This is a genomic window from Spirulina subsalsa CS-330, from assembly GCF_028330765.1.
In the GTDB taxonomy this organism is placed as follows: Bacteria; Cyanobacteriota; Cyanobacteriia; order Cyanobacteriales; family Spirulinaceae; genus Spirulina; species Spirulina subsalsa_A.
Map to the genome: position 1 here is coordinate 1 of NZ_JAQMTY010000128.1, position 9303 is coordinate 9303.

At 51.9% G+C, this 9303-nt stretch carries 8 protein-coding genes; 3 read left to right on the forward strand and 5 right to left on the reverse strand.

The window, feature by feature from the left end:
* Positions 1-941 precede the first annotated feature (941 nt).
* The gene (locus PN477_RS08625; protein WP_272117678.1) at positions 942-1178 is read left to right on the forward strand and encodes an HNH endonuclease; all 237 of its coding nucleotides are present in this window, start codon (positions 942-944) and stop codon (positions 1176-1178) included.
* On the opposite strand, the gene PN477_RS08630 is transcribed toward PN477_RS08625, so the two are convergent.
* The gene (locus PN477_RS08630; RefSeq protein ID WP_272117680.1) at positions 1171-1671 is read right to left on the reverse strand and encodes a GNAT family N-acetyltransferase; all 501 of its coding nucleotides are present in this window, start codon (positions 1669-1671) and stop codon (positions 1171-1173) included. The two genes, PN477_RS08625 and PN477_RS08630, sit on opposite strands and share 8 nt — an antisense overlap.
* A 304-nt stretch (positions 1672-1975) precedes the next feature.
* Here PN477_RS08630 and PN477_RS08635 point away from each other — a divergent pair, with 304 nt between their 5' ends.
* Positions 1976-3367: a sensor histidine kinase gene (locus PN477_RS08635; RefSeq protein WP_272117681.1), complete on the forward strand. Its 1392-nt coding sequence runs from the start codon at positions 1976-1978 to the stop codon at positions 3365-3367.
* Between the two features lie 172 nt (positions 3368-3539).
* On the opposite strand, the gene PN477_RS08640 is transcribed toward PN477_RS08635, so the two are convergent.
* The 4 genes from PN477_RS08640 to sigC all read right to left on the reverse strand — a co-directional run bounded on the left by PN477_RS08640 (position 3540) and on the right by sigC (position 8203).
* Positions 3540-4256, reverse strand: a complete 717-nt coding sequence (locus PN477_RS08640) for an energy-coupling factor ABC transporter ATP-binding protein (RefSeq protein ID WP_272117683.1) — start codon at positions 4254-4256, stop codon at positions 3540-3542.
* 76 nt (positions 4257-4332) lie between these two features.
* Positions 4333-5460 carry a non-hydrolyzing UDP-N-acetylglucosamine 2-epimerase gene (wecB, locus tag PN477_RS08645; protein WP_272117685.1) on the reverse strand — a complete coding sequence of 376 codons (1128 nt, stop codon included), beginning with the start codon at positions 5458-5460 and terminating at the stop codon, positions 4333-4335.
* Between the two features lie 91 nt (positions 5461-5551).
* Entirely contained in the window at positions 5552-6667 is a 1116-nt protein-coding gene (locus tag PN477_RS08650) for a class I SAM-dependent methyltransferase (RefSeq protein ID WP_272117687.1), read from the reverse strand.
* Positions 6668-6862: 195 nt separating this feature from the next.
* Positions 6863-8203 carry an RNA polymerase sigma factor SigC gene (gene sigC, locus PN477_RS08655; RefSeq protein ID WP_272117689.1) on the reverse strand — a complete coding sequence of 447 codons (1341 nt, stop codon included), beginning with the start codon at positions 8201-8203 and terminating at the stop codon, positions 6863-6865.
* Between the two features lie 396 nt (positions 8204-8599).
* On the opposite strand from sigC, the gene PN477_RS08660 reads away from it, so the two are divergent.
* Positions 8600-9303: archaeosortase/exosortase family protein (locus PN477_RS08660; RefSeq protein WP_272147161.1), on the forward strand; the 704-nt coding region annotated here is incomplete at its 3' end.

Here is a 9303-nt window from a genome sequence, read left to right on the forward strand (position 1 = left end):
AAATTGCTGCCCGCGTTAAACGGTCTGGGGCTCAGTGGTCTCGCCACAATGTGCCTAAGGTTCTTCTACACCGTTGTGCTTATCTCAATGGTGAACTCTATTAATCTCTATGTACTATCTGCATAACTGGGATGCACCCTCAACAAGGGGCTTAAGCCCCTTGCCTGTTCATGAATCAAATGGGATTGCTATAGTAGCAGGGTGGGCAATGCTCACCTTGCTACATTAAGTTTTACTCAATACATTAAATTCAGTGATTACACGCACAACCTGCGTGGATCAGATTATTGTTCAACTCTTTGTTAAAAAATCATTATTTTTTTGATTGATTTCTTCATGTTCTTTTGATATATTTGCAATATCTGCACTTTTGGGGCTAATTGTGATGAGTCAATCCTGTGAAGCACTAACCGGAGAGGGAAGCGATAAGCATTCTTTTCAGGAAATAGGTCAAATCCCTCTCAATCATTATCCGAACCTGACGTTAATCACCACCATTCAAAAAATATGCCATAATGCCGTCATTTTGATGAAACTGCATTGGCATAGTGCCTTATCTTCCTCTCATCAATGGGAGACAGAAAGTTTTCAATTTGGACTCTTAAATACATTCATTGACGGCAAGTGGAAAATTCGACGAGTGAAGGTCAAGATAACGTTTGAATATTGCCTAGATGACCAAGATAGACCTTGATTTTTTATACAGATAAGGACATTTTTTATTGAATCTATTTTGATGAGATTATGCAAGATATTCTATGAAAATCCTAAATTCATTGTAAGTCTTGGATTTTTATTAAAAAGGGATTTAAGCTCTCTTTCTATCTATAAATCATTTGAGATTGCTATCGAAAAGAGGATTACAGCACAAAAACAGAGTAAATTCTTTAGATGATATTCGGCGTTCTTTGTGAGATTTTTTAGTGGGGAATGGTGAAGTAATGCAGAAGAAAACGCCACGGATTCCGATGCCGCCGGAGGTGCGGACGTTTGTGTTTGAGCGCGATCGCAATACTTGCAAAAGTTGCGGCAGTCAGGCAGAGTTGCAGGTGGATCATATTATTCCCTTGGCGAAAGGGGGCACGAATGATCTCAGTAATTTACAAACCCTGTGCCGCACTTGCAACCAGCGGAAAAAGCATCATCTTGATCCGAGATTTAAGCGGCATTTTAGTTAGGGGTGATGCGATCGCGATATTCGGATTCTAAGATGGACATCATCAGGAACGATTCAAAACCCCATTGCGTATAAATGCAGTCGCGCAATGTGCCTTCGACCACAAACCCCAAGGATTGATAGAGAGATTGGGCGCGGGTGTTGGAGTCTTTCACGTCGAGTTGAAATCGGTGGGCTTGATGCTTGTTAAACACCTGATTGAGAATTCGTTCTAAGGTTTGCCGGCCATAGCCTCGGCCCTTGACCATGACGACAAAACGCTGGAGGGTGATGCAGCGGTGAGGACTGGCTAAACCAATAAGAATCGTATAGCCGATGGGCTTGGCATGGTCGGGGTGAATGATGATGGAATGGGCAATATTGGGGTCATTTAACGCCGCTGCGTGTTGTTCGCGTGGCCATTGCTGAATATAGCGGTTGTTATCAGGATGGTTTTCCGCCATGATGACAAAGTCAAGATCATCTGGGGTGGTGGGGCGTAATTGAACCGGCATAGAGCATGGGTGAATGAATCGCACCCCTGATCAAACCACACCCGTTGCGGGGATGCGCTCAAGTCTGTGCAAGACGTTAAGAAAATTTAATAGTTTTCTAAAAGAGTTTACAATGCTAAGGATTCGGTTATTGAAGTTGATAAAAATCACCCTATTGAATGCAATTGTTTCCCAATCCATCCTGAAGATCTGAAGTTTTAGATCTTCGCGATCGCATGATGTCATTCCGAGCAATGTTTTGACAGAGATAGGCAAGGACAAATCCGACCCATTAGCAAAAGCGACAGCACAACCTCTCGATCTGATGCCGTTACAGCAAGAGTTGAACCATGAACGTCAACTGCGCCATCAAGCCGAAGCTCAGTTAGCGATCGCGCAGCAGGAATTGCGATCGCTGCAAGCCCAGATCGAGGAGCGGATTGAGGCCCAAGTGCGACAGCGCACGATGCAGTGGGAATTATTTCACCATCTGGCCGAGCAAATTGGATCAATTTTAGACTACGAACAACTGTTTCAATCGCTGCTCGAACAGTTGCAATTGCTGGTTCCCTGTGATGTGACAGCGGGGGTCTTGATGCACCCTAAAACCTGTGAACTGTTTTTCCGCAGTAAACAGCCGCTGCTGAACCAAACCCAAGCGGATTTAATTCAAACCCTGTTGCATCATCTCAGTCAACAGCAACAGTCGGATTTACAGGATCATGCGTTGCGGTTGCACCAGGTTCATTATCCGACTGATCCGACGATATCGGGCCTGATTAAGACGTTGCGATCGCAGTTTGTCGTTCCCATTTTGGATCACAGTTCCCCCGCTGCGCCGGTGTTCGGCCTGTTGTTAATCGCATCGGTGGACTCGACTCCGTTCACGGATGCCCATCAACAATCGGCGTTGTATGTGGCACAACAGGCGGCGATCTCGGTGCAGCAATTGCGCGTTTTGTTGCAGGCAGAATCCTCCACTCACCAAGAAGAACAAGACAAAGCTTTACTGAAGGAAAAAGAATTGAGCGAGTTAAAATCTCGCATGATCCGCACGATTTCCCATGAATATCGCACCCCCTTAACAGTGATTTCCCTAGCGGCGGAATCCCTGGCCCATCAATATTCCCGCTTGAATACGAGGCAGCGTCACAACTGTTTTCAGCAAATTTGCCGGGCAACTCAGCACATGAATAAGTTGATCAATGAGGTGTTGTGGGTGAGCCAGGCGGAGGCGGGGGAAATGGAGGTGCAGCACCAGCCGACGAATGTGGTGCGGGTCTGTCGCCAGAGTATGGATGAGTTGGCGGTGGTGAATCCGGAAGATGGGGTGCGGATTCATTTCCAGTTGACGGGGGAGGATGTGGAGGTGGAGGTTGACCCGATCCTGTTGCAGCAGGTGTTGACGCATTTGCTGTCCAATGCGCTGAAATATTCGGCGCTGGATCAGTCGGTGCAGTTGAGGTTGGAGATTACGCCCCAGTTGGCAATTTTTCAGGTGAGCGATCGCGGCATTGGCATTCCGCCGGCGGATCGGCCGCGCTTGTTTGAATGTTTTCACCGGGCGGGAAATGTGGGCACAGTGCCGGGGACGGGGCTAGGGTTGGCGATCGCCCGTAAATGTGTGGAACTGTTGGGCGGGACGATTATTTTTGAGTCGGAATTGGGGGTGGGCAGTTGCTTTACGGTGACGCTGCCGCGATCGCCATTGTCGTAGGGGTCATACCAATTTCCTAAAATAGAACTACCCATGCCATGACTCAGGCAAGGGGCTTAAGCCCCATGCCATGACTCAGGCAAGGGGCTTAAGCCCCTTGTTTTGTAGCGTGAATTTAAAGCATTGGTATCAGGAGTTGATCCAGGGGGTTGCCCGTTTTCAACTCTGGGGATTAGCGGAGGGAGTGGGGCACTTCGAGGCGATTGGCGGCGAGGAGTTCGGCGTTGGCGAGGACGGTTTTGGTGGGGCCATCGGCGAGAATCTGCTGATGGTTGAGGAGGAGGGTGCGATCGCACACTTCCACGATCATTTCTAAATCATGGGAGGAAATTAACAGGGTTTGCGAGGCGTGGTGAAAAAACTCAATCAATTGACGGCGGGCGGCCAAATCAAGATGGGCCGTGGGTTCGTCGTAGAGCATTAAGCGGGGATGCATGACGAGAACGGAGGCGATCGCCGCCATACATTTTTCACCCCCGGAAAGCTGGTGGGGGGCGCGATCGGCCAAATGTTCAATCCCCGTCATCTGTAACGCCCGATCGACGCGATCGCGTACCTCTGCATCCGGTAGCCCCAAATTATCCGCCCCAAACGCCACATCCTCCCGCACCGTCGGACAGAATAATTGATCATCCGGATTTTGAAACACCAACCCCACCGCTGGCTGAAACCGTCCCCGCCGCACCGGTTGCCCAAACACCTCAATCGTCCCTCGCTGCGGCGCAAGCACCCCCGAAATCAATAAAAATAGCGAGGTTTTCCCCGCTCCATTCGGCCCCACGAGTCCCACCTTTTCCCCCGCCTTCAGGGTTAACGAGAGATCGCGAAACAACGGCAGACCCTGGGCATAGTCAAACTGGAGGTTCTGAATCGAAAGCGCAACCGTCATGGCGTATTGTTCCGTTCCCGCATCAAGATTTCCGTGCGTATCCCCTGGGCTACGCTCCAGATCATTCCGTGTTCCATTAGTCTGTTACTGTCCCAGATGCTAGAAAATCCTGCACGATCGCTAAAATTCGCGCCGACGCTTGGCCGTCGCCAAAGGGATTAATCGCCGTCGCCATCGCATCATAGGCGGCGCGATCGCTGAGTAATACTTGGGCGTGGGATGCGATCGCCGCCGGAGCCGTGCCGATTAATTTCGCCGTCCCCGCCTGTACTGCCTCCGGGCGTTCCGTCGTCTCCCGCAACACCAGCACCGGCTTCCCCAAACTGGGCGCTTCTTCTTGCAGTCCGCCCGAATCCGTCAGCAATAGCGTACAGCGTTGAATCGCCCCCACCAACTGCCCATAGTCCAGCGGCTCCGTTAAAAAAACACGGGGATGATCCCCTAACGCCTGCTGAATCGGTTCCCGCACCGTGGGATTGCGGTGCATCGGCAACAGCAGCGCCGCATCGGGGCAATCGGTCAACACCTGGGTTAACCCCGCCAGAATATCGCGCAGGGGTTCGCCCCAATTTTCCCGACGATGCACCGTCGTCAAGATGACGCGATATTGCTCCCAATCCAGGCCCGGCACGGGGCAGGGGGGATGGGTCGCCGCCACCCGTAGCAGCGCATCGATCACGGTGTTGCCCGTTTGATGCACTGCGCCGGTTACATCGGATTTGGCCAGGTTAGCCACGGCCATCGACGTGGGGGCAAAGTGAAGTTGAGCGAGTTGGGAAATGAGGCGGCGGTTGGCTTCTTCGGGGTAGGGGTTGAAGAGGTTATCGGTGCGTAATCCGGCTTCGACGTGACCGACGGGAATTTGTTGATAAAAGGCGGCGAGGGCGGCGGCGAAGGCGGTGGTGGTATCCCCTTGGACTAAAACGCAGGCGGGGCGATCGCGCTCAAACCATGCCGATAATCCCGCTAAGGTGCGTTGGGTGATATCCGTCAAGGTTTGCCGGGGCTGCATGATCTCCAGATCATGATCGGCTTGGATTTCAAACAGCGCCATCACTTGATCCACCATTTCCCGGTGTTGCCCGGTTAAGATCACCCGCGTTTTGAGGGAGGTTGCTTGGCGAAACTGTTGAATCACCGGAGCGAGTTTAATCGCTTCGGGGCGCGTGCCCAAAATAATATCAATACAGGGAGGAGAAGCCATGCCAAACCACATTACCAACGAAAAAAAACGGGCCAGTGCCCCCCGTTAATGTAGCAAGATTCCGAAACCTTCGGTGCAGGGTTGCACCGGGTTAACTCGGTTTGTGGGCCAGCCAATACTTGCTGACGTGGTGGGTGGTGGTGGTCACGTTGGTAAATCCGGCCTGCTCTAAGTGGGCGACGAGATCATCTTGGCAATAGTGACGATAGTAGGGTTCATGGAAGAGGGCCGGGAAATTTTCGAGCATCGGCCCAAACCCTTCAATATCCATCATTTGAACCGAATCACAGAGCACCACTGTGCCGCCAGGTTTGAGAACGCGGAACATTTCAGCGATCGCCTCTCGTCGCACTGAACCGGGCAGTTCATGGAACAGGAAAACGGAGGTGAGGCCGTGAAAATAGTTGTCCTGATAGGGCAGGGCTTCGGCGGGGGCTTGGATCAGTTGGGGCAGTTCACCGGGTTGCGCACTGAGGATTTGGTTCGCTTTGCGGAGATAGGCGGGGGACAGATCCACACCGTAGAGGGCGGCCTGGGGGAAGGTGGCGCGGAGGGCTTGGAGGGTGTAGCCCGTGCCACAGGCCACATCGAGAATCTTGAGATCCGCCGGTGCGATCGCCTCGAACTCTGCCCCGATGCCTTGTTTTAACGGCTTGAGAATCCGTCGCCGCATCGGATTCGCTGCCCCATTAAACAGGATTTCCACTTGCAAATCGTAGAGATTCGCCGATTGCTCGCTGAGGTAGCCATCGGTTTGATAATGGAAGTTTTGGAGATAGTAGGCCGGGTAGCGATCGCGATCAACCTCTGGCGCAAAGGTGTGTTTTTCCTGGTTGCGCCGCCGTTCTACCACCGTCAGCCAATCGATCCACACCTGGGGATAGTAGCGCACCACATCATCCCACGCCGTTTCAAACAGCAGCGTTTCCGGATAAAGCCCCGCTTGGGCATCCTGCCAATCTTCCTCTAGCAAATCTTGCTGACGTTTTTGGAGGGTCTGGAGCAATTCCCGCGATAACCGCTGGGTGGCGGGGCGTTGATCGCCGAGAAACCAATCCACAATGCGATCGCCCACGGTCTTATGAGCCAAACTGATCGCACTTTTTCCGTATTGAAAGGTCGTATAGGCAGCTTGGCCAAATGCCTCTGGTGTGGGCAGACCCGCTTGCAGAATATTGATGAAGGGATTAATAAATTGCGTAGCCATGCAGACTAAATAGACGAGGGTGAATGAATTGCATAGCTCCTTAGTGTAGCAAGGCTTTACGGATCGTGAACGGCAGGAGGTGCGATCGCACTTCAACCCCCCAACCATCGCGACAGATCAAAAAACAACATGGAAACGGAATTGTCTCCATGCTGCTAAACGTCACAATTAGCACGCTTTGCCGTTACGGTATCATCACGTCAAATTTTCCAAATAATCCCGCACGCGATTCCGGCGTTTCGGTTGGCGGAGTTTTTGCAACGCCTTGGCTTCGATTTGGCGTACCCGCTCCCGTGACAGTTCGAGGGCGCGGCCAATTTCTGCGAGGGAATAGGGATTACCGGTTTTTAAGCCATAGCGCAGTTGGATCACTTCCCGCTCGCGGGTGGTGAGGTCAGCTAACAGTTGTTGCAACTCCCGCAGCAACGCTTCCCGCATCAAATTATCTTCGGGGGAGGCTTCTTCGGTTTCCAGGAGATCACCCAATTCGGTGTCTTTTTCTTTCCCGACCTTGATTTCCAAAGACACCGATCGCGGCACACGCAGGAGCACTTCCCGCACCTGTTCGGCGGTCATGTCTAGCTCTTTGGCGATGTCTTCGGTGCGGGCGGTGCGGCCTTTTTCTTGGGAAATTTTGCGCTGGGCTTTTTTGATTTTGTTGAGTTTTTCGGTGATGTGAACCGGGAGGCGGATCGTGCGGCTTTGGGTGGCGATCGCCCGCGTAATCCCCTGGCGAATCCACCAGTAGGCATAGGTACTGAAGCGATAACCCTTCGTCGGGTCAAACTTCTCCACCGCCCGTTCTAGGCCCAGGGTTCCCTCTTGGATCAAGTCCAACAGTTCCAAGCCCCGGTTTTGATACTTCTTCGCCACCGACACCACCAGGCGTAAATTCGCCTTGATCATATGCTCTTTGGCTTGAATCCCGGATTTTTGCGCCTCATCCAGTTCCGCCACGGTTAGTTCCGCAATCATGGCCCAATGGGCTTTGCCTTGGGAGAGGACTTGTTTAAGCTGATCGGTTTCCATCTCTAGCGTCCGGGCCCAGCGTTCCCAAGAGGGGCGATGGCCCAATTGAGAGGCGAGGCGATCGTGGGCTTGAATCAACAGCACAAACCGATACATCACCTGCAAGTGATGGCGGTACAGGAGATAAAGATGCCAGAGGTCATCCGCCTCAGGGCAGCGGAGCAGGAGTTTACACAGCAGCAAGGGGTCGGGAATTTCGCCCTGTTCTGCCGCTTGGCTGCGCAATTCCATCAATTGCACATAACGCTGAATAATTTGGGCTTCGGACACCTCCTCATCGCGCTTGAGGAGGGGAACCCGGCCAATTTCGGTGAGGTAGAGTCGAACGAGATCCGTTGTGGTGCGACCCGTGCGCTTCACCTCTGGGGTGTCATCACTTTCGGTGTAGTCCACATCATTGCTGACATCATCAACCGCAGAAGAGGAGAACGTGTCACGATCTGATAACCCTAGGGGCGCATCAAGCGTAGGGTCATCTGGGGGCGTGCTAAAGGAAGTTTGTGACATGGCAATTTCTATCAATCGAAGGGGAGGAAAACGATCGCATCGGTCAAGCCGGGGGGAATGACCCCTCATCCCCCAGAATAGGGGAATTTAGAGACAAAACGGGTGACCTCTGTCAAGGGCTAGATTAATCTACATCACTGGATTCGATGATTCCCGAAGGATTTTGAAGAATTTGACCCTGATCAGAGAAAAAAAGCGTTTTTCAGTTCCGGTTATAGTTGGAAAATGGCGGCTTTAGTGATCAGGCTCAACCGTTGGATCTAAAGCAATGGACGCAGGTTATGGTTCCTGAGTTGCCACCCTCTGGATCAATCTGGATCGCCCCCACTCCAAGAGAGTTGGGCCAAACCGTTAGATCCGATCGCCGCTGACTTCGTCCCTCATCACCATCACTCTATGTTAAATACTCTCAAAGTTGCCCAAGAGACTCGCTATTGGCTGTTAGGATTAGCGGCGAGTTTGATGCTGTTTCATCTCGCGCTGACGGATCAGACGGGAGACATGAAAAGTCTGAGTATTAGTTTTATTTTTTGGGGGGCGATCGCCTCCATGGTCTGGGATAAAAAAGAATCCTTGACATTCCACAGCACCCTCTTCTCTAGTCTACTCGGAACCACAATTCTCGGACTCGCTCTCTTTAAAACGTTACAGATTTCTAGCGGCGGGGTTTTCGTCCAAGCACTACCCCTGATCTTTGCCTTCAGCTTGGCGCTCATTGCCTCCGGCTGGGAACACCTCGGCCAATACCGCAAAGAACTGCTCGCCTTCGCGATTTTGGCTCTACCGGGCGAGCGATTTCTCGCGGGAGGGCTAGAGGCGATTCTCCAAAGTGTAACGGGCCAAAATCTCACCATGGCCACCGCTAAAGCCTCCACCTTTGGCCTCAGTCTCGTCGGGATGAATCCCCTACTGACGAATGATGTCTATATCAACTTATCCCGCTCCATTGTGCGTGTTCATGGGGTGCATCCCAGTTATGCAATGAGTATAAATGCTCAGGAGAGAAGCAAGCTAAAATCGGCATCATGGAATCAGAACCCGAAACACAACCTAATGGATACCCAAACCCAAGCCGAGCTTAAAGCCCACGCCGAAGCTAT

Coding starts and splice junctions, on each gene's coding strand:
- PN477_RS08650 (WP_272117687.1), bottom strand. CDS start 6,667: ATGGCTACGCAATTTATTAATCCCTTCATCAATATTCTGCAAGCGGGT.
- PN477_RS08625 (WP_272117678.1), top strand. CDS start 942: ATGCAGAAGAAAACGCCACGGATTCCGATGCCGCCGGAGGTGCGGACG.
- PN477_RS08640 (WP_272117683.1), bottom strand. CDS start 4,256: ATGACGGTTGCGCTTTCGATTCAGAACCTCCAGTTTGACTATGCCCAG.
- sigC (WP_272117689.1), bottom strand. CDS start 8,203: ATGTCACAAACTTCCTTTAGCACGCCCCCAGATGACCCTACGCTTGAT.
- PN477_RS08630 (WP_272117680.1), bottom strand. CDS start 1,671: ATGCCGGTTCAATTACGCCCCACCACCCCAGATGATCTTGACTTTGTC.
- wecB (WP_272117685.1), bottom strand. CDS start 5,460: ATGGCTTCTCCTCCCTGTATTGATATTATTTTGGGCACGCGCCCCGAA.
- PN477_RS08635 (WP_272117681.1), top strand. CDS start 1,976: ATGCCGTTACAGCAAGAGTTGAACCATGAACGTCAACTGCGCCATCAA.